Raw genomic sequence first — 18,911 nt, 5'->3', positions numbered from 1 at the left:
TATTCAAATTAAACCGAAATTGCATTGTGAATAAAAAATCGCCCAATTCTTTTGGGGCCGATGGACAGCTTGCGATTTGCATTTATATCCAGCAAATAGGACGGATATGAGCAAATGCAGGTCAGCCGTGAAAGAAAATATACAAAAGACAGTCTTGATAACGGGAGCCGCCCGGCGGCTCGGGCGGGCAATCGCCACCGATCTGGCCGCCCATGGCTTCGCCATCGCCGTCCATGCCAATGCATCCATGGCCAGCGCCGAGGAATTCGCTAACGAAATAAGGCAAAAAGGTGGCAAAGCCGTTGCCGTTCAGGCGGATCTGACACAATCCGGCCCTGCTTCGGGGCTCATCGAACAGGCTGCGTCAGCGCTGGGGCCTATCGGCGTCGTTATCAACAATGCGTCGGTTTTTCTCGACGACTCGGCGGACAAGCCCGATCCGGCGATCTTCGACGCGCATTTCGCCGTGCATGTGCGGGCGCCCTCCCTCATCGCCGCCGCCTTTGTCGAGCAACTGCCTGCCGATAAATCCGGGCTGATCGTCAATATCATCGACCAGCGCGTGCTTGCGCTCACGCCACGGTTTTATTCCTATACGCTTTCGAAATCGGCGCTCTGGACGGCCACGCGGACGATGGCGCAGAGCTTTGCGCCGCGTGTGCGGGTCAATGCCATCGGGCCGGGTCCCACCTTCAAAAGCGAAAGACAGGCGCCCGAGGACTTTCAGGCGCAGATCGACGGCCTTATATTAAAGCGTGGTCCCGCACCCGACGAGTTCGGGCGGACGATTCGCTTTCTTTTCGACACGCCGTCGGTCACCGGACAAATGATCGCGCTCGACGGCGGCCAGCATCTTGGCTGGGAAACCCCTGACGTGGCGGAGATAAATGAATGAACGGAAAGAAGCTGCCTGATGGCGGTATTCTCTTCGATGAAACCGACGACGAAGACGACGATGCAAACCTTGCCGCGACCGATGCGGCCGAGGCATCGAACGACGTTGCCGGCATGGACTGGAATGCGGGCTGGAAGAACGAATCCGGCCTGAAGGGCATGGATCTGATCGGCGAATTCGTCAAACACCTGCCGAATGCGCCGGGCGTCTATCGCATGTTCAACGAGGCGAACGACGTTCTTTATGTCGGCAAGGCGCGCTCGCTGAAGAAGCGTGTCGGCAATTACGCGCAGGGCCGCGTGCATTCCAACCGCATTGCTCAGATGGTGCGGCTGACCGCCCATATGGAATTCGTCACCACCCGCACGGAGACCGAAGCGCTTCTGCTGGAAGCGAATCTCATCAAGCGCTTGCGGCCGCGCTTTAATGTGCTTTTGCGCGACGACAAGTCTTTTCCCTATATTCTCATTACCGCAGACAACCGCGCGCCGGCGATTTTCAAACACCGTGGGGCGCGGGCGCGCAAGGGCGATTATTTCGGCCCCTTTGCGTCCGCCGGCGCGGTCGGCCGCACGATCAATTCGCTGCAACGCGCCTTTTTGATCCGCACCTGCACCGACAGCGTCTTCGAAACCCGCACGCGTCCCTGTCTTCTTTACCAGATCAAGCGCTGTTCCGGCCCCTGCACGCATGAGATCAGCGATCAGGGGTATGAAGAACTCGTCAAGGAAGCCAAGGATTTCCTGTCCGGCAAGAGCCAGAGCGTCAAGACCGCGATTGCGCGGCAGATGAACGAGGCGGCCGAGGACCTCGATTTCGAGCGCGCCGCGGTCTATCGCGACCGGCTGGCCGCACTTTCGCATGTCCAGAGCCATCAGGGCATTAACCCAGCCGGCATTGAGGAAGCGGATGTCTTCGCCATCCACCATGAAGGCGGCATTTCCTGCATTCAAGTGTTCTTTTTCCGCACCGGGCAAAACTGGGGCAACCGCGCCTATTTCCCCAAGGCCGACCCTTCCCTGCCCGGCTCGGAAATCCTCAACGCATTCCTGGCGCAGTTTTACGACGACAAGCCGGTGCCGAAGCAAATACTGCTTTCCGAAACGGTGGAGGAGCAGGAGCTGCTGGCCGCAGCACTCGGCGAAAAGGCCGGGCACAAGGTTACCATCAGCGTGCCGCAGCGCGGCGAGAAGAAGGACATCACCGACCATGTGCTTGCCAATGCCCGCGAGGCGCATGGCCGCAAGCTGGCGGAAACCTCGTCTCAGGCGCGGCTGCTGAAAGGTTTTGCGGAAACCTTCGGTCTTTCCTATGTGCCGCGCCGGATCGAGATTTACGATAACTCCCATATCATGGGCACCAATGCCGTGGGCGGCATGGTGGTGGCGGGGCCGGAAGGTTTCGTGAAGAACCAGTACCGCAAGTTCAACATCAAATCGACCGACATCACCCCCGGTGACGACTTCGGCATGATGCGCGAGGTGATGACCCGTCGCTTCTCCCGCCTGTTGAAGGAAGAGGGAAAGCCCGACCGTGGGCAGACGCAGACACCGACGCCGGAGGAAGCCGCCGATATGCCCTTCCCCGCCTGGCCCGATGTGATCCTGATCGATGGCGGTCAGGGTCAGATGACGGCGGTACGGGCCATTCTCGACGAACTCGGCATTCGCGACTGTGTGACCGCCATCGGCGTCGCCAAGGGCGTGGACCGCGAGGCGGGTCGCGAGCGGTTCTTTGCGGATGGGCGCAGCGATTTTTCGCTGCCCCCGCGCGATCCCGTGCTTTATTTCATCCAGCGCATGCGCGACGAAGCGCACCGCTTCGCCATCGGCTCGCACCGGGCGCGGCGCAAGAAGGAAATGGTGCGCAATCCGCTCGACGAAATCTCGGGAATCGGTCCGGGCCGCAAGCGCTCCCTGCTGCAGCATTTCGGCACGGCCAAGGCGGTTTCCCGCGCCGGCCTCAACGACCTGATGGCTGTCAGCGGCATTTCGGAGACGGTTGCGCGGCAAATCTACAATCACTTCCACGAGAGCGGCAGCGATTGATGCCGCGCCGTCGTGGCGAACTGCTAAAAAAACATAATCACATGTTGACGCTATGCCCTGGCGGCGGCATCAAGGCAGCTAATCTTAGACTGACAGGTTTCCCATGGCTTCGCGCGCATACAGCATTCCCAACCTACTCACCTATGGCCGCATCCTCGCGGTTCCTGTCATCGTTTTGTGCTTTTTCATCGAAGGGAAACTGGAAAGCTCGGATTTCGCGCGCTGGACGGCATTGTGGCTGTTCATCATCGCCTCGCTGACCGATTTCCTCGATGGTTATCTCGCACGCATCTGGAACCAGACGTCGAATATCGGCCGCATGCTGGACCCGATCGCGGATAAGCTGCTGGTCGCCTCCGTCCTGCTTCTGATGGCGGCGGATGGCACCATTGCCGGCTGGTCGCTCTGGGCGGCCATCACCATTCTCTGCCGCGAAATTCTGGTCTCGGGCCTGCGCGAATATCTGGCGGCGCTGAAGGTCAGCGTTCCCGTCACCCGCATCGCCAAGTGGAAGACTACCATCCAGATGGTCGCCATCGCCTTCCTGCTTGCGGGTCCCGCGGGCGACAAGGTTCTGCCCTACACGACCGAAATGGGCATTACCCTGCTGTGGATCGCGGCGGCGCTGACCATGTATACCGGCTATGATTACTTCAAGGCCGGCCTGAAGCACATCGTGGACGAAGACTGATGACACGGATCGTTTATTTCGCCTGGGTTCGCGAGAAGATCGGCACGGACGAAGAAGAGCTGGACATCCCCTCCTCCGTCACCACCGCCGGCGAGCTGATCGTCTGGCTTGCGACGCGCGGCGAGAATTACGAAGCTGCCTTCGAATTCCCCAATGTGATCCGCGTCGCCGTCAATCAGGAACATGTCGAGCATGATGAAAGCATCGTCGGCGCGCGCGAGATCGGCATCTTCCCGCCGATGACGGGGGGATGAGCGGATGCAGCCGACGGTCCGCGTGCAGGCAGAGGATTTCGACGCTGCGGAAGAAACCCGCCGGCTGACGGAAGGGGACAGGAGCATCGGCGCGGTCGTGGCCTTCACCGGGCTCTGTCGGGATGATGGCGGCACGCTTGCGGCGCTGGAGCTTGAACACTATCCCGGCATGGCGGAGGCGGAAATAACCCGCATCGCCAAACTTGCCATGGAGCGTTTCGGCCTTCTCGGCCTCACCGCCATCCACCGCCACGGCAAGATCGCCACCGGCGAAAATATCGTCCTCGTCATCGCAGCTTCATCGCATCGACAGGCCGCCTTCGATGGCGCGAATTTCGTGATGGATTATCTCAAGACATCCGCCCCATTCTGGAAAAAGGAACATGGCAAGGATGGCTCGGCGGGCGACTGGGTTGCGGCAAAGACAACCGACGACACGGCGAAGGACAAGTGGCGATAGAGCATTTCCAGGAAAAGTGGAGCCCGGTTTTCCGTCCGGAAATGCGACGAAACAAAGAGTTAGAGCGCTTTCGCGATTCGAAGAAACGCGAAAGCGCTCCAGGGGCCAGACTCAGGGCGCTTCCACCCTGCTGCGCATGATGATCAGCCAGCCGACCAGCATCGCCAGAACCACCGCATCGCGCCAGGCGGCCGGGCCGTAACCGACCCAGAAAGTTTCCGCAAAGCCGACGGCAGCAGCCCCAAGGCCGCAGATGAGCGGACTGGCATAACCGCCCGCCGCCGAAATCAGCACCACCTTCAGCCCAAAGACCAGACCGGCGCCGAAATCCATGGTGCCGTAATAGAATGTGGCCAGCACGCCGGCGATGGCGGCGACGAGGCCCGCTGCACAATAGGACACGAGAAATATCCGACCGGCATTCACCCCGCATAAAGCGGCGGCGAAAGCATCGTCCGAGACCGCCTTCCAGCGCCTGCCGAAAGCGGAACGGCCAAGATAAAACGACCCTGCGAGAATGAGCAGGCAGAAGGCCGCCGTGTTCAGCATCTGCATCGGCGTCAGGGTCACGGCAAAGCCGCCATCGGCCCAGAAACGCACCGGCTGAGATAGAAGCGGCGGCAGCCATAATTGCCTTGTGTCGGCGGCCAGCCTCGCGCTTTCGGTCAGCGCGATCAGCACGCCGACGGAGGCGACGGTGACGGCATTGGGGGAGGCTTTCGCCAGCGGCCGCATCACCGCCCTGCCGACAAAACCCGCCGCCCACAGCCCGCCGAACAGGCCCGCCCCTGCCCCGAGCGCCAATGTTGCCGGCAGAACCAGCCACAACCGGTTCCAGCCGAAATCCGCAAATAACAGGCAGGTTTGGCCGGCAAAGGCGAATATGGCGCCATAGGTGACATCGGCGCGTTTGGTGACCGAAAAAGCGATGGCATAACCAAAGGCCAGAACCGCATAAAGCGAGGCGACCGGCACGGCATTCAGCAATTGTTGCAGGAAATAGGCCAAGCGCGTCCTCCCGCCATGATTATAACTGTTAAAACTCATTTTGACAGTTATAATGTGCGGCATGACCTTTCGCTGGACGCAACATCGTTTCGCAGGCGGCGCATTGGCGCTGGATGTCGCCAATAGCGTGATCCTGCGCTCGGATGCGGCAAAATCAGTTGACCGTTTTGCCGTGCCGGCGCAGATCGCGGCCTTTGCCGAAGCGGCCACAAGGCTCGGTGCGGAACGTGACAGGTTTCCCACACTCATCGCGCCCGAGGCGGAAAAGCAGGCGGTTTTTCTAGATCTTCGCGAGGCTGTCGACGATTATTTCCGCGCCGCCATTACCGGCGGCGGCGATGGCGACGGCAGGCTGGCCGGGCTTCTCTTCGCCTGCGGCACGGCGCTGCGGACGTTTCCGCTTGCCGAAAACCTCGGCAACGCCACCGCCCATTCCGCCCTCTCGCTGCTTGCCGGTGAGACACGGGAGCGGCTGCGGATCTGCGGCAATTGCGGCTGGCTTTTCATCGACCGCAGCAAGAACAGAAGCCGGATCTGGTGCGATATGGCGGTTTGCGGCAACCGGCAGAAAGCCAGCCGGCACTATCACCGGAAGAAGGACGTGCGATCATGAGAAGAATTGCCCTTCCCTTGCTGGCGATTGCGGGGATGCTCGCTCTTTCAGGCTGCCAGCGGGACGAACCGCGCGAAGTGGCGAAGGTTTCCGGCCGGATGTTCGTTTTCAACTATCGCGTCGCCATCGCCACCTATCTGGTAACGCTTCAGCGCATCGCCCCCGTTCGCGATGGCAGCACGGTGGAAGCGACGTTCGAAAACCCGCGCGGCGGTCCAGACCTCACCAGCCGCGAGAAGATTTTCCCGAAAGACGAAAAGATCACGGTTCAGAGCCCACCGGTGGAATGCGTGAAGCAGGACCGGCCCTATAAGGTCACCATCCGCATCAAGGGGCCGGAAGGCGACATTCTCCAAACCATCGAAACCACGATCCGCTCCGACACCGACCAGTCGCTTCTTCCCGCCAAGCCGCTGGTGGTCGGCCCGCTTTATACGCCCAATCCGGAGGTGTTCAAACCGGATGGCACGACGGATATGCGGCCGGTTCAGGGGTGTCCGGCGTCCTAACAAAAAATTGCAGCCTTAGCTCAGTTCTCTGTAGGGGGTGGCAAACCTCTCTTCCGTCATGCCGGGCTTGACCCGGTATCCAGCCGCCGCGCGTCTGCGTGGCGTAAAGTCTTTGCGATCAAGGACTTGATCGCGCTGGACCCCGGATCCAGTCCGGGGTGACGGAGTATGAAGTGAGGTCTCCGCAGAAACGCACCGTCTTGCAGGCAGCGCTCCAAAACAAAAAAACGGAGCCTTTCGGCTCCGTTTCTTCGAGTCTTTTCAGCAGCTTCGTGCAATCGCCTGCAACAGCGATTCAAGCCGTTGAGATTTTGAATCAGCCGACGATTTCGGTTTCGGCGAACCAGTAGGCGATTTCCTGTGCGGCGGTTTCCGGGGCGTCGGAGCCGTGAACGGAGTTTTCGCCGATGGAGAGCGCGAAGGTCTTGCGGATGGTGCCTTCAGCGGCCTGGGCCGGGTTGGTGGCGCCCATGATTTCGCGGTTCTTGAGGATGGCGTTTTCGCCTTCCAGAACCTGAACGATGGTCGGGCCGGAGGTCATGCCTTCAACGAGTTCGCCGAAGAAGGGACGCTCTTTGTGAACGGCGTAGAAGCCTTCGGCTTCGCGCTTGCTCATCCAGACGCGCTTGGAGGCGACGACGCGCAGGCCGTTGTCTTCAAATACCTTGGTGATCGCGCCCGTCAGGTTACGCTTGGTTGCGTCCGGCTTGATCATCGAAAATGTGCGTTCAATCGCCATATGTCCGTTTCCTTTTCCTTCAGAGAAAGTGGGCGGTCTTTACCCGCCCAAAGGCCCGAAAACAAGGGGGATCGACGAGATTGCGACGATGATGCCAGACATTTCACGCCGCTGTCACACTGCGGCCTCTCGCATCGTAGAGATCGAGGCAGCCTTCGAACCAGTCCCGCACGGGGTCGTTATCGGCGAACAAATCCGCCCCGGTGGTGATCCGCGCCCATTGCAGCGCGCCGAACACGATGTAATCCGCAAAAAGCGGCGATGTGCCGCCGATGAAAGGCTGAAAGCTCAACATACGCCGGATCGGCGCAAGCAATGCCGGAAAGGCTGCGATTTCCGCCTCGCGGTTCGCCACCACATCCTCGAGCGGGCGGCCGAGCGCTTTCGTGCGGCTATCGCGAAAATAACGGCGGTCCGGCTCGTCCAGCATATTATGGATATCGAGCACGGCGATGCGGACGATGGCCGGGTGAAGCACCGTCTGCGACCAGCTTTCGACGAAACGGGCCATGGCCTTGCCGCCCTCGCCGTTAAACAGCGACGGGCGCTCGGGGTAAGCCTCGTCCAGGTAAAGCGCGATTTCAAAACTGTCGCTCACCAGCTCGTCACCGTCGCGCAGGATCGGCACGGTCTTCGAAAACCCGTCCTCCACCGTCGGGATCACCGTGAAGGGTAAAGGCCGCTCCTCGAAATCCAGCCCCTTATGCGCCAGCGAAAGCACGGTTTTCCAGCAATGGGGAGAAAATGGCCGGGAAGTATCGCTTCCGCATAGCGAATAGAGCGTTCTGGAAGTCGTCATGGGCTGCCCCTCTTCTGCAACATCGATGGAGCGATATAAAAACGGTCGCCGCCCGAAATCAAATCAGGATTTGTCATATTATCGATCAAGGAACGCTTGGGGCACACCCGCCTTCTGCAACACGGAATTTATGCTTCGTGACAGCAAAATTCTTCGTGGATTTATTCTATTTTAAACCGTCGCTTGTAAGAATAACGCCGTTCAACAATCGGTTATCGCCGGTCCATTCATAATAATCCATTGCTATTGGGGCTGTCAGTGACGACATCGGCGGGCGATAAAAAACGCGAACAGGCAAGAAGCGCTCTTGTCGTTACCAAGATCACTCAGTTCATCGCCAAGATGAACATTGCACCTTTGCCGCGCAATTATGAATTGATCTATGAAATATTGTCCGGACACAATCCGGCCATGGGCCGTGACATTCTCGCGCTCGGCAATGCGCCGCAGCAGCATGAAATCGACCTCATCGGCCAGCGGCACAATCTGCCCGGCTTTTCGCGCATCGAAGCCGAACAGATGGCAAGCGAGGCCTTCGATACACTGACGCAGATTTCCGCGCGGCTGGATGCAAGCCTTCAGCGCACCGAGACTTTCCTGGCCAGCATTGAGCAGGATGAGGATGGCGAGCCGCCCGCAACGGAGCGCTTCGTGGAGTTGCTGGGCGATATCCACGAAGAACAGACGAGCCTTCGGCATTTCATCGCCATGGGGCTGGTGAAAATCCGCGAGGTTGAAAGAAACCGGGGGGAACTTCAGGCCGCCTCGCTGCGCGATGCGCTAACCGCGCTTCCCAACCGGGCTGCTTTTCTTGAAAAACTCGGCGGCCTGTTTTCAAAGGACCGGGCCGCTTCCGCCACCACGCTCGCGCTGCTGGATATCGACCATTTCCGGGAAATCAACGGCAAATACGGCTCCGCCGCCGGCAACAAAGCGCTCAGAAGGCTTGCCGCCCTGTTTCGCAAGACCATCAAGAAGGACGATTTCGTCGCCCGTATCGGTGGCGATGAATTCGCCTTCCTGTTTGCCGGCGTGCCGCAGAACACGGCCGAGGCCATTGCCGAGCGGTTGCGGCAAAGCGTGGAGGCGCTGCGTTTCGTGACGCAGGAAGGAGACGGCGAACATCTGACCGTTTCAATCGGCGTCGCCGTGGTGGATGGAACCGCAACGCCCGCCGAATTTTTCAGCCATGCCGAACTCGCTCTGCTTTCGGCCCGCTGCGGCACGCGCAACTGCGTCGTCGGTTATTCGCGGGAGGTGGCGCAGCATAGCCGCAGCAGCTATCTGGCGCAGCTCGGCGATTGACAGTTTAATCTCGCCCGATGTGGCGCGGGCGCTCTTGCCTTGGCCAGACAGTTCGGCCAAAACGGCGCCATGATTACGATTACCGATCTTTCCGCCCGTATCGCCGGGCGTCTACTTCTCGACCATGCCAGCGTGACGCTTCCCGCCGGTGTGAAGGCGGGCCTTGTTGGCCGCAACGGCGCCGGCAAATCCACCCTGTTCCGGGTCATCACCGGCGATTTCTCGGCGGAAAGCGGTTCGGTAACAATCCCGAAACAGGCACGCATCGGCCAGGTGGCGCAGGAAGCCCCAGGCACCGAAGAATCGCTGATTTCCATCGTGCTTTCGGCCGACAGGGAGCGCAGCGCGCTTTTGGCCGAGGCGGAAACCGCAACCGATCCGCACCGTATCGCGGAAATCCAGATGCGGCTTGTCGATATCGACGCCCATTCGGCGGAAGCGCGCGCCTCCAGCATTCTTACCGGCCTCGGTTTCGATCACGAAGCGCAGCTTCGCCCGGCCTCCTCCTTCTCCGGCGGCTGGCGTATGCGCGTGGCGCTCGCCTCCGTGCTGTTTGCAGAGCCCGACCTTTTGCTGCTCGACGAGCCGACCAACTATCTCGACCTCGAAGGCACGCTCTGGCTGGAGGATTATATCCGGCGTTATCCGCATACCGTCATCATCATCAGCCACGACCGCGATCTTCTCAACAATGCCGTCAACTCCATCGTGCATCTGGATCAGAAGAAGCTGACCTTCTATCGCGGCGGTTACGACCAGTTCGAGCGGCAGAAGGCCGAGGCCGACGAATTGCAGATGAAGGCGAAGGCGAAGAACGACGCCGCGCGCAAGCACCTGCAAAGCTTCATCGACCGTTTCCGCGCCAAGGCCACCAAGGCGCGGCAGGCGCAGAGCCGCATCAAGGCGCTGGAGCGCATGGGCACCGTCGCCGCCGTGATCGAGGATCACGTCCAGCCGATCACCTTCCCGGAGCCGGAAAAACAGCCCGCCTCCCCCATCGTCGCCATCAATGGCGGGGCTGTGGGTTATGAGCCGGGCAAATCCATTCTGAAGCAGCTCAATCTCAGGATCGACAATGACGACCGCATCGCGCTGCTCGGCTCCAACGGCAACGGCAAATCCACCTTCGCGAAATTCATTTCCGGCCGGCTTGCGCCACAGGCGGGCGATCTTCGCGTCGCCCCTGGCCTGAAGATCGGTTTCTTCGCGCAGCACCAGCTCGATGACCTCGTGCCGGATGAAACCCCCGTCGAACATGTGCGCAAGCTGATGCCTCTGGCCCCGGAGGCGCAGGTGCGCTCCCGCGTGGCGCAGATGGGTCTCGCAACCGAAAAGATGGCGACGGCGGCAAAGGACCTTTCCGGTGGCGAAAAGGCCCGGCTTCTGATGGGACTTGCGGCCTTCCACGCGCCGAACCTGCTCATCCTCGACGAACCGACCAACCATCTCGATATCGACAGCCGCAGGGCGCTGATCGAGGCGCTGAACGATTACAGCGGCGCGGTCATTCTCATCTCGCACGACCGCCATCTCATCGAGGCAACAGTGGACCGGCTGTGGCTGGTGGCTGACGGCACGGTCAAGACCTTCGAAGGCGACATGGAGGAATATCGCGATCTCGTCGTTTCCTCCGGTAAGAAGAAGGAAGACAAGACCGACGCTGTGGCCGATCAGGCTTCCAAAGCCGATCAACGCAAGGCAAGCGCGGAAAAGCGCGCCCAGCTCGCGCCGCTCAAGAAAAAGATCAACGAAATCGAATCCCTGACGGCGAAGCTTGAGAAACTGATTCAGTCGCTCGACACGGAACTTGCCGACCCGGCGCTATATGAAAAAGCCCCCGCCAAAGCTGCGCAGAAAGTCAAAGAGCGCGGTGAGGCCGCCAGCAAACTTTCCGACGCGGAGGAGCAATGGCTGCTGCTTTCCAGCGAGTATGAGGAAGCAATGGCGGGGTGATGCGCGGCGAGAAGGGTCTTTTCAGCCCAAGGACTTGGGCTGGCTGGATTCCGACTCAAGGCCGGAATGACGGAGATTGACAACCCAAGGCATACGGCGACCTCCCATGAAGCCGCCGGACCTTATTGACAATCTTACTTCACGCCGATGGCGTTGAGGCCTTCACGGGCGCATTCGGTGTCGATCGCGCCCGACGGCGCGCCGCCGACGCCGATGCCGCCGACCAGCGCTTCGCCGATCTTGATGGGAAGACCGCCAGCCTGAACGACCAGACGGTCATCCATGGTGCGCAGCCCTTCATTGGCGGGCTTGGAGGCGACGAATTCGGCGATTTCGCCGGTATCGCGGCCGAGCGATGCGGCAGCAAAGGCCTTGCCGGTTGCACTGGAAACCGTGTGCGGGCCGGAGCCGTCCGCCTTCAGCACCGTCTTGGTGGCGCCGTCGCGGGCGACGATGGCAACGGTGACGGCGTTGCCCTTGGTCGAGCAGGCCTGAAGCGCAGCCTTGGCCGCCTTTTCCGCCATTTCAAGCGGCAGATAAGGCGCGGTCGGCAGCGTCTGCGCCAATGCAGCCGAAGGAGCGATCAGAGCGGAAGCGATGAGAAGGGTGCGGATCATTGAGAGGTCCTCTTGCTTGATGAGGACTGCACCTTAAGCGGATGGCGTTTCGCCGCGAATCCGTAAGACTTGCCGGCGGCTCGGTAGTTCTACCGATCCGCACCGGCTTCCAGCCAGAGCCTTGTCATTTCCGCCTGCGAGGTGGTGCCGAGCTTGAGGCCGATGGCGGCACGATGGCTATCCACCGTGCGCGGCGACAGGCCAAGCCCGTCAGCGATCTGGCGCGTTGTGAAACCGAGGGCGATGCGCTCGAGTATCTCCCTCTCCCGTGCGGTCAGCAGCGATAAAAGCGCCATGGTCTCGGCCTGCAGCGCTTTTGCATCGAGCGTGCGGGCCAATATCCGATGCGCCTTCTGGATCGCGTCGATGAGATCCTGCTCATCCACGGGCTTGGAGAGAAAATCCACCGCGCCATTGTGAAAGGCCCGGCGGCAGGCTTCGATATTGCCGTGACCGGAAATGATGATGACAGGCCAGTCGATCCCCTCTTCCGTCAGCTTTTCTGCAGCTTCAATCCGGTAATGGCTGGCATACGGATATCGAAGATAAGGCAACCCGGTTCGAGCCCGGATAGCTGACCGAGAAATACCACCGGATCGGCAAAGCCCTTCGCCTTGATGCCGACGGTGGACAGGAGCAGGATCAGCGCCTTGCGCACGGCGTCATCGTCATCGACGAGATAGACGGGCAGCGTCATGAGGTCTGCGCCTCCGCTGCAATCGGCAGGACAACGCGGAAAAGCGCGCCATTCTCACTCTCGACATAGCGGATTTCGCCGCCGGCGCGCTCCACCAGCCGCTGGCTGAGGGCAAGTCCCAGCCCCATGCCATTCGTTTTCGTGGTGGCGAAGGGCGTAAACAGCCGGTCGCGCAGGCCCGGTGCGACACCGGGACCGTTATCGGCAACTTCGAGAAGGGCGAAATCACCGCTCCGGCTCAATCTGGCGGCAATCGCGCGTCTACCTTCGATGGCAGTGAGCGCATCGAGCGCGTTGCGCAGCAGATTGAACATGACCTGCTCTATTTCAACGGGATCGACCCGCACCAATAGCGGAGCATCAGGCATCGCGATGTCGATGCTGGCCTCATGACGGGCCGCCTCGCCGGCAAGCAGCGCATCGACGTTGCGCAGAGCGGCGCGCAGATCATGCGCCGCCACCGGTTGACGGTGCGGCAGCGACCAATTGCGAAATCGGTCGAGCATATTGGCGGCGCATCGCGCCTGATCGATCATATCGTCGAGGGCACCGGAAAGGGCCGCGACATCCTGACGGGCAAGCAGCCGCCGCCCGGCCTGCGCCTGCGCCAATATCGCCGTCAAGGGCTGGGTCAGTTCATGGGCAAGGCCGCTTGCCATCTCTCCGAGTGCATTGACCCGCGAGGCATGGGTGAGCCTCGCCTCCATGCCACTCAGTTCGGCCCGTCTTTCGGCGGCGCGCATGCGCGTCCTCTGTCTCGCCATGACAGTGCCGAGCAGGAAAACGATGCTCGCCCCAGCCATGCCCGCCAACAGGGCACGCCCCGGCAAGAGATCGCGCCAGGTGATCGAGAGCGCGACTTCCAGCGTAAGCGGCTGGGTGGCGCTGCTGAGCTGCCGGACATATTGCGGTGCTTCCGGCATCGAGGGCGGGCCGAACAGGACCGTACCGTCAGGCATTTTGAGCCGGATCACCGCCTGTTTCGCCGACCAGAACGGAGCATCGGACGCCAGAAGCCGCGCGGCATCCACGGCAAGCACCAGCACTTTCGAGGCCGTCTCGCTATTGGGGCTGCGCTTGACGATCATGTAGTGGCCGGGCCTGAGATCGCTCGCCACCAGGGCGGGCCGTCCGGTAAAGACTGACGCCGCCTTGCGGATCGCCGCCGCCAGCTCGTTTTCCAGCGGCCGGGTGCCGATAACAGGCCCCGCCTCATTGAGGGAAACCAGCTGAACCTCATCGATGCGTGGGTAAAATTGCAGAATGGGTGCCGCGACATCGAGCAGCAGGCCGTAATCCGCCCCCTGCTCCGCCTGCGCCACCGCCGAAAGCGCCGTCACATGGGCATCATGCTGATCGGCCCGGCGGGATGCCTCGGCCTGCAATGCATCGCTCTGCCGCCCCAACTCGCCGAGCAGGCTGACATATTGATAAGCCGCCAGAGCGCAAATGACGGCCGCCATGAGTAATGCCCAGGCCAGAAACAACCTGAGAAAACTCCATCCTGTCAGCGGCCGCGGATTGTCCGCCGTGTGTCTGTCGCCTGATACGGCATGGGCGGCTGTACCAAGCGAGCGGCCGGCGCTGTCCGCGCCCCTGGCAGCCTCATTCGGCAGGTGCTCGGCCGGTTTTCCGGGCATGTCGTTCCATGCATCGTTGTTCTCAAGCATCGGCTCGCCCGCATGACCGTAAAGAGGGTCATAACATTCGTTCATCAAAGGACTTTTCTCAGCACAGACCGGGAAAACATTCAATCCGGCCCCAGCCGAATTTACCCCTGATCAGGAAGACCCAAAGGGTCCCCTCGCGTTAGGCGCACGCCCTTTGAGGCTGCAACCGGTCGAGCGGTACGGCGGGGGAATAAAGATAACCCTGCCCGAAGCGAATACCCATCTGCATGAGGAGCCGGCTCTGTTCCTCGGTTTCTATGCCTTCCGTCACCAGCTTTGCGCCGTAACGCTCCGCACTCTCGAAGGCGAGCGCAATGGCCTCCCTGAACCGCGACTGGTCGAGCCTCGATGTCATCCAGTGGTCGATCTTGACCTCTTCGAACGGGAACCGCGCCAGCAAAGTGAGGGCGGCATAACCGGTGCCGAAATCATCGAGCGCCAGCCGGACGCCTGCGGCAATCAGCGTATCGAAATTCTGCTGTACGACATCGGTGGTCGGTATCCTGCTCATCTCCGTCACTTCGATCGAGAGGCGATGCGCCGGCACCGCCATTTCTTGCAGCAGCGCCACGACCCGGTCTGCGAAATGCGCGCTCGCAAAGGACGAAGCGGAAATATTCACCGCCAGATGAAAATCCGCCTCAAGGCCGTGCAGGTCGCGAAGATCGCGCACGACGGCTTCGATCGTCGACCATTCGAATTCCACCAGCAGCCGATGGCGTTCGGCGATCTCCAGCACATAATAAGGCGAAAGCGCCTGCCCCCGCGCATCGACCGCACGCAGCAGCGCTTCCGCGCCGACCATGCGGCGAGTGCGCATTTCGAATTTCGGCTGATAACAAATGGGCGGCGTGCCGGATTTGATCCAGTTGACCAGCATCTGCCGCACCGCCTCGTCCCGCGTCGCTTTCTCCGCAAAGGAGAAGGGGAAAATCTGCACCGGATGATCGCTTCCCTTCAGCGCGAGGCTGAGGTGCCTGAGGAAGGAAGCGACGTTCTGCCGGGAAAGCCGGTCCAGGTTTGCCGCACCGATTTTGAGATGCGGCACCGGCCCCACCTCCGCCGAACGGCAAAACGTGCTCAACCCGTCATGCAGATGCATCATGAGTTTCGCACTTTCGGACTTATCCAGCGAAATCCCCCGCATGACGACCGCAAGTGTCGTATCGCCGAACATGAAGCTGCAGGGCGTATTGGATCTGCACAGCAGGCCGTCTTCCCGGTCGCAGATTTCCCGCGCCAGCCTCGGCCAGAAAAGATCGCTCCAGTCCTCGCCCTCGCAGGCGGCGACATCGGCAATATTGACGATCTCGATCAGAATGAGAGCGTGCGGAACGGCCGGCTCCTGTCGCATCGTCGCTTCTATATGGTCCTTGAGGGCGCGCCGGTTGGGCAGGCCGGTCAATGAATCCGTCCGCGCCGCCACCTCGCGTTGCCTTGTCTCTTCCCGCGCCCGTGCCTCGCTGCGCAGAAGGATAAACAGGCAGAAGATCATCGGCAGGCCGACGGCGACCGCGCCCAGTGTTCGGCGGCCCACTGCACTCAAAAACAGTGCCTGGTCGACCAGCCCAAGGGCGAATGAGATCGAGATGGCGAGCAGCACGGCAATGAACCTGACCGCGAAGACGGTGAGAATATCCCTAATTCCCAGATCGGCGAGGCGGCGCTTGCGCATCCAGCCATACATGATGATGCCGCAGGCCGAAATAACGACCATGTCCTGCAGGGCCGCAAAAAACAGAACGGGACCGCCGAACACGAAACGCCCGGCCGCCACAAGAGACAGGCTGATAAGCCCGCCCTGCCAGGACCCCAGCACCCCGGCTAAAAACAGCAGGTCGGAGCGGATATAGGGCTTGGAGGGCAGTTTGATGAACTCGGAAACCAGCAGTGTCAGCAGAAAGCCCGCCATTCCGAAAACGATGCCGTAATAGACTTTGTAGCGAGGGTCCTCGAGAGCGATGTTTCGCCGCAGGAGGATCAGCACGGACACCATGCCAACCACGGCGGCCGCCTGAAGCAGCAGGAATGGAAGCTCGGCAGCCGATGCTGCCGCTTGTGCGGCGATCAATTCCATCATCTGCATTCCCCGGTTATTATGTGTTCTGGCGCCGGAATTCCGGCACATGGCTCAAAAATCCCACGTCCCGCGGGACAGAATTTATAGCGCGCCGCCAAACCCTCAGTATCCTATGCCGACATCGCGGCTTCGACGCCGTAAAGTTCTGCTGGCCCGACAATTGTTCCGATATGCCCGGAGGCGAGCACCAGCCGGTCACGGCCCTGACGCTTCGCTTCGTAGAGCGCCATATCGGCCCGGTTCACCATCTCGTATATGATTTCCCTGCCGTCGCCGGAAACGGCAATGCCGAGACTGACGGTAACGATTTCCCGCCCATCGGGACGGTTGAGATGGGGTATGGCCTCGTCGATCACGGCCAATCTCAGCCTTTCGCCGATGGCGAGCGCGGCGGAAACAACGCAATTGTCGAGCAGAACCACAAATTCCTCCCCACCATAACGCGCGACGAAACTTCTGTCGCCATCATCCTTGCGAAGCGCGCTGCGCAGCCTGCCGGCGATCCTGCGCAGGCAGTCATCGCCGGCCACATGACCCTCCGAGTCATTGTAGTTCTTGAAATAGTCGACATCGAGAAGGATGAGCGCCCGGGGCCGGCCGCTGCCGCCCGAAGCCTCGCTCGCCGCCTCGTCAAAACTGCGGCGGTTGCGGATGCCGGTGAGCTGGTCGGTATTGGAAAGCTGCTGAAGTTCGTGATTTGCGGTTTGAATCCGCTGCAGCAACGTCTTTTCGCGCAGCGACGCTAGATAATCCCGTCTTTCCACCTGCTCGATACGATAGGCCGCAAACAGCGAGACGGCGCTGATTCCGACGGAACACATGATCGCCGGCAGCTTGGCCACCTGGCTCGTTACGGTGACATATTCCATGCCGACGATGAAAACCGCCATGCAGCCGACCGTTCCGAGGACAGCGAGCGGAAACGGCTTGCGATGTATCGTATTCATATAAAGGACGACGGTGACGATGCCCATGTAATATTCGCTCGCCGAAGCGGTCTTCGCACTGGCATATATGTACATCAGCGACGCCACGACCAACATGCAGCCCAGCCCGTGCAGGACCTCATGCGCCACGGCATCGGGACGCGCCCTGAGCGCATAATACCGGGCTGGAAAATAAAGAAACAGAAGCGGCGTGATGACGAACAGGCGGACCGTCAGATCCAGCCAGATGATCTCCGGCACCAGCTTCATGTCCACAAACACGTAGAGATTGTAGAGGATGGTGCCGAAAATCAATCCATATGTATTGAATTGACGGCTGCTTTCATTGACTTTCCGAACGAAACCAGACGAACGGTCATCTTCAAGTAAAATCACCACACACCCGTTCTTTAAAAATCTACTCAAGCGAAATCTAAAATTATTATCGATATTCACAGAATATACCTAAAAAAAGCAAAATTAAAACCGTCACCCAGAGAAAACAACACTTTAAAACACAGGAAAATATTTGCACTCATCAAATATTACGCTATCAAGAAATACACATGTCGAAAATTTGTTATGACGTTACAGTTAAAAAAAAGACGTTCCCGGTGGAAACGATCACCTTGCTCCTTCGGTCGTTTCTGCTAAAAACTTGTAAAAATCACACTTTATCCCATGCAGCACTCACACGGGTTCCACTTCATGTCAGCCACCAAGCTTGCCATCGTCGGCGTCGGCAAAATCGTTCGCGACCAGCATCTTCCCGCCATTGCAGGCAATCCGGATTTTGAATTGATCTGCACCGCAAGCCGCCACGGCACCGTGGACGGCGTCGCTTCCTATGGCACCATCGAGGCCATGCTGGAGGCTGTGCCTGCTATCGACGCGGTATCGCTGTGCATGCCGCCGCAATATCGTTACGAGGCGGCTTACGCGGCGCTGAATGCCGGCAAGCACGTCTTCCTCGAAAAGCCGCCGGGCGCCACCCTTTCGGAAGTGCAGGATCTCGTCCGGCTGGCGGATTCGAAGGGCCTTTCGCTGTTTGCAAGCTGGCATTCGCGTTATGCGCCGGCGGTCGAGGCTGCGAAGGCGTTCCTGGCTTCCACGAAAATCGACAGCGTGCATGTCATCTGGAAAGAGGATGTACGCCACTGGCACCCGAACCAGGCCTGGATTTGGCAGGCGGGCGGTCTCGGCGTGTTCGACCCCGGCATCAACGCGCTTTCGATCATCACCCATATCCTGCCGCGCGCCCTGTTCTTGACCAAGGCCACGCTGGAATTCCCGGAAAACCGCGACGCCCCGATTGCCGCCGACCTGCATTTTTCCGATGTGACGAAAACGCCCGTCCATGCCGAATTCGACTGGCGCCAGACCGGCAAGCAGAGCTGGGATATCGTTGCCGAGACGGCAGCGGGACGGATGGTGCTTTCGGAAGGCGGCGCAAAGCTTGCGATCAACGGCGAAGAAAAACTCTCCCAGCCGGAACGGGAATATCCGGCCCTTTACGAGCGTTTCTCGGAAATCATCAAGGCAGGCCGCTCCGATGTCGATCTTGCGCCGCTGACCCATGTGGCCGACGCCTTCCTGCTCGGCCGTCACAAATTCGTGGATTCCTTCTACGACTGAGAAGCCGAAACG

At 60.2% G+C, this 18,911-nt stretch carries 17 protein-coding genes and 1 pseudogene; 10 read left to right on the top strand and 8 right to left on the bottom strand.

The features are described from left to right. The first annotated feature begins 106 nt into the window (after positions 1-106). The 5 genes from L901_RS00530 (at position 107) to L901_RS00510 (ending at position 4,348) form a co-directional block, all read left to right on the top strand. Positions 107-895 (top strand): SDR family oxidoreductase, encoded by a 789-nt coding sequence (locus L901_RS00530; RefSeq protein ID WP_035237093.1) that lies wholly within the window; start codon positions 107-109, stop codon positions 893-895. After that, positions 892-2,943 carry an excinuclease ABC subunit UvrC gene (uvrC, locus tag L901_RS00525; protein ID WP_059752463.1) on the top strand — a complete coding sequence of 684 codons (2,052 nt, stop codon included), beginning with the start codon at positions 892-894 and terminating at the stop codon, positions 2,941-2,943. The genes L901_RS00530 and uvrC overlap by 4 nt, the downstream gene beginning before the upstream one ends. Before the next feature lie 103 nt (positions 2,944-3,046). Further along, the gene (gene pgsA / locus L901_RS00520; protein ID WP_059752461.1) at positions 3,047-3,634 is read left to right on the top strand and encodes a CDP-diacylglycerol--glycerol-3-phosphate 3-phosphatidyltransferase; all 588 of its coding nucleotides are present in this window, start codon (positions 3,047-3,049) and stop codon (positions 3,632-3,634) included. Continuing rightward, positions 3,634-3,888 carry a molybdopterin converting factor subunit 1 gene (moaD, locus tag L901_RS00515; RefSeq protein WP_059752458.1) on the top strand — a complete coding sequence of 85 codons (255 nt, stop codon included), beginning with the start codon at positions 3,634-3,636 and terminating at the stop codon, positions 3,886-3,888. The genes pgsA and moaD overlap by 1 nt, the downstream gene beginning before the upstream one ends. A gap of 4 nt (positions 3,889-3,892) precedes the next feature. Continuing rightward, positions 3,893-4,348 carry a molybdenum cofactor biosynthesis protein MoaE gene (locus L901_RS00510; RefSeq protein WP_059752456.1) on the top strand — a complete coding sequence of 152 codons (456 nt, stop codon included), beginning with the start codon at positions 3,893-3,895 and terminating at the stop codon, positions 4,346-4,348. Between the two features lie 111 nt (positions 4,349-4,459). On the opposite strand, the gene L901_RS00505 is transcribed toward L901_RS00510, so the two are convergent. Continuing rightward, positions 4,460-5,356 (bottom strand): branched-chain amino acid ABC transporter permease, encoded by an 897-nt coding sequence (locus L901_RS00505; RefSeq protein ID WP_059752453.1) that lies wholly within the window; start codon positions 5,354-5,356, stop codon positions 4,460-4,462. A 52-nt stretch (positions 5,357-5,408) separates the two neighbouring features. Between L901_RS00505 and L901_RS00500 the strand changes: the two genes are divergently transcribed. Beyond that, positions 5,409-5,969 carry a CGNR zinc finger domain-containing protein gene (locus L901_RS00500; protein WP_183044059.1) on the top strand — a complete coding sequence of 187 codons (561 nt, stop codon included), beginning with the start codon at positions 5,409-5,411 and terminating at the stop codon, positions 5,967-5,969. Next, positions 5,966-6,478 (top strand): hypothetical protein, encoded by a 513-nt coding sequence (locus tag L901_RS00495; protein ID WP_059752451.1) that lies wholly within the window; start codon positions 5,966-5,968, stop codon positions 6,476-6,478. Before L901_RS00500 ends, L901_RS00495 begins: the two co-directional genes overlap by 4 nt. A 316-nt stretch (positions 6,479-6,794) precedes the next feature. Here the strand turns inward: L901_RS00495 and ndk are convergent, their stop codons facing one another. Both ndk and L901_RS00485 read right to left on the bottom strand, forming a co-directional pair. Then, entirely contained in the window at positions 6,795-7,217 is a 423-nt protein-coding gene (ndk, locus tag L901_RS00490) for a nucleoside-diphosphate kinase (RefSeq protein WP_003496769.1), read from the bottom strand. A 103-nt stretch (positions 7,218-7,320) separates the two neighbouring features. Then, entirely contained in the window at positions 7,321-8,016 is a 696-nt protein-coding gene (locus tag L901_RS00485) for a glutathione S-transferase family protein (RefSeq protein ID WP_020813408.1), read from the bottom strand. A 258-nt stretch (positions 8,017-8,274) separates the two neighbouring features. Here L901_RS00485 and L901_RS00480 point away from each other — a divergent pair, with 258 nt between their 5' ends. Both L901_RS00480 and L901_RS00475 read left to right on the top strand, forming a co-directional pair. After that, positions 8,275-9,321: a GGDEF domain-containing protein gene (locus L901_RS00480; RefSeq protein ID WP_059752449.1), complete on the top strand. Its 1,047-nt coding sequence runs from the start codon at positions 8,275-8,277 to the stop codon at positions 9,319-9,321. 69 nt (positions 9,322-9,390) lie between these two features. Then, entirely contained in the window at positions 9,391-11,274 is a 1,884-nt protein-coding gene (locus L901_RS00475) for an ABC-F family ATP-binding cassette domain-containing protein (RefSeq protein WP_059752446.1), read from the top strand. Between the two features lie 134 nt (positions 11,275-11,408). Here L901_RS00475 and L901_RS00470 read toward each other — a convergent pair whose 3' ends face one another. The 5 genes and pseudogenes from L901_RS00470 to L901_RS00450 form a co-directional block, all read right to left on the bottom strand. Then, the gene (locus L901_RS00470) at positions 11,409-11,891 is read right to left on the bottom strand and encodes a heme-binding protein (RefSeq protein ID WP_059752443.1); all 483 of its coding nucleotides are present in this window, start codon (positions 11,889-11,891) and stop codon (positions 11,409-11,411) included. A gap of 89 nt (positions 11,892-11,980) precedes the next feature. Further along, positions 11,981-12,588: pseudogene (locus L901_RS00465) on the bottom strand (response regulator transcription factor). Beyond that, positions 12,585-14,303 (bottom strand): sensor histidine kinase, encoded by a 1,719-nt coding sequence (locus L901_RS00460; protein WP_059752440.1) that lies wholly within the window; start codon positions 14,301-14,303, stop codon positions 12,585-12,587. Before L901_RS00460 ends, L901_RS00465 begins: the two are co-directional and overlap by 4 nt. A 94-nt stretch (positions 14,304-14,397) precedes the next feature. After that, a complete protein-coding gene (locus L901_RS00455) occupies positions 14,398-16,338 on the bottom strand; it encodes a GGDEF domain-containing phosphodiesterase (RefSeq protein WP_059753151.1) in 1,941 nt (646 codons plus the stop codon). 110 nt (positions 16,339-16,448) lie between these two features. Beyond that, a complete protein-coding gene (locus L901_RS00450) occupies positions 16,449-17,663 on the bottom strand; it encodes a GGDEF domain-containing protein (protein ID WP_059752437.1) in 1,215 nt (404 codons plus the stop codon). 309 nt (positions 17,664-17,972) lie between these two features. Here L901_RS00450 and L901_RS00445 point away from each other — a divergent pair, with 309 nt between their 5' ends. Further along, a complete protein-coding gene (locus L901_RS00445; protein ID WP_059752434.1) occupies positions 17,973-18,899 on the top strand; it encodes a Gfo/Idh/MocA family protein in 927 nt (308 codons plus the stop codon). The last annotated feature ends 12 nt before the right edge of the window (positions 18,900-18,911 follow it).

The organism is Agrobacterium sp. D14 (assembly GCF_001526505.1).
GTDB lineage: Bacteria > Pseudomonadota > Alphaproteobacteria > Rhizobiales > Rhizobiaceae > Agrobacterium > Agrobacterium leguminum.
This window is presented reverse-complemented; position numbering and strand designations above follow the sequence as displayed.

What these genes read in the sequence shown, in the direction of transcription:
- L901_RS00530 (WP_035237093.1), top strand. Translation starts at nt 107, where the DNA reads ATGAGCAAATGCAGGTCAGCCGTGAAAGAAAATATACAAAAGACAGTC.
- uvrC (WP_059752463.1), top strand. Translation starts at nt 892, where the DNA reads ATGAACGGAAAGAAGCTGCCTGATGGCGGTATTCTCTTCGATGAAACC.
- pgsA (WP_059752461.1), top strand. Translation starts at nt 3,047, where the DNA reads ATGGCTTCGCGCGCATACAGCATTCCCAACCTACTCACCTATGGCCGC.
- moaD (WP_059752458.1), top strand. Translation starts at nt 3,634, where the DNA reads ATGACACGGATCGTTTATTTCGCCTGGGTTCGCGAGAAGATCGGCACG.
- L901_RS00510 (WP_059752456.1), top strand. Translation starts at nt 3,893, where the DNA reads ATGCAGCCGACGGTCCGCGTGCAGGCAGAGGATTTCGACGCTGCGGAA.
- L901_RS00500 (WP_183044059.1), top strand. Translation starts at nt 5,409, where the DNA reads ATGTGCGGCATGACCTTTCGCTGGACGCAACATCGTTTCGCAGGCGGC.
- L901_RS00495 (WP_059752451.1), top strand. Translation starts at nt 5,966, where the DNA reads ATGAGAAGAATTGCCCTTCCCTTGCTGGCGATTGCGGGGATGCTCGCT.
- ndk (WP_003496769.1), bottom strand. Translation starts at nt 7,217, where the DNA reads ATGGCGATTGAACGCACATTTTCGATGATCAAGCCGGACGCAACCAAG.
- L901_RS00485 (WP_020813408.1), bottom strand. Translation starts at nt 8,016, where the DNA reads ATGACGACTTCCAGAACGCTCTATTCGCTATGCGGAAGCGATACTTCC.
- L901_RS00475 (WP_059752446.1), top strand. Translation starts at nt 9,391, where the DNA reads ATGATTACGATTACCGATCTTTCCGCCCGTATCGCCGGGCGTCTACTT.
- L901_RS00470 (WP_059752443.1), bottom strand. Translation starts at nt 11,891, where the DNA reads ATGATCCGCACCCTTCTCATCGCTTCCGCTCTGATCGCTCCTTCGGCT.
- L901_RS00460 (WP_059752440.1), bottom strand. Translation starts at nt 14,303, where the DNA reads ATGAACGAATGTTATGACCCTCTTTACGGTCATGCGGGCGAGCCGATG.
- L901_RS00455 (WP_059753151.1), bottom strand. Translation starts at nt 16,338, where the DNA reads ATGATGGAATTGATCGCCGCACAAGCGGCAGCATCGGCTGCCGAGCTT.
- L901_RS00445 (WP_059752434.1), top strand. Translation starts at nt 17,973, where the DNA reads ATGTCAGCCACCAAGCTTGCCATCGTCGGCGTCGGCAAAATCGTTCGC.